Source organism: Halorubrum distributum JCM 13561 (genome assembly GCF_000337395.1).
GTDB lineage: Archaea > Halobacteriota > Halobacteria > Halobacteriales > Haloferacaceae > Halorubrum > Halorubrum distributum.
On sequence record NZ_AOJF01000013.1, the window covers coordinates 1 to 314 of the forward strand.

The following is a 314-nucleotide window of genomic DNA, read 5'->3' on the forward strand; positions in this document are numbered from 1 at the left end:
CCCGACGGGGAGAGTCACGCGGACGGAGACAATATCCCCGGTCTCGCCGGGGACCTCACCCCCCGGAACGGTCTCGACGCCCTCACCGTCGTGGAGCGTCGCCGAGAGAAGGCGAGCGTGGTCGGGCGCGAGAAGCCGACGGGCGATCCCCGGCGAGGCCGAGTGAACCCGCGCCCGTTCCTCGTCGTCGGCGAAGGTGATCGTGGTCTCACGCTCAGCACGAGTGAGGTCGGGGTCTCCACTCACCCGCTCAGAGAGGTCATGTTTCGCGGGCGGGACCGCGCTTTCTGGAACGCTCTGCGACATTAGGCCTC

Annotated in this window: 1 protein-coding gene; it reads right to left on the reverse strand. The window is 68.8% G+C overall.

Annotated features, from left to right (window positions below; all coding sequences use genetic code 11):
* Positions 1-314 (reverse strand): hypothetical protein (locus C470_RS16240; RefSeq protein ID WP_008364480.1); only part of this gene is annotated, 314 nt, incomplete at both ends.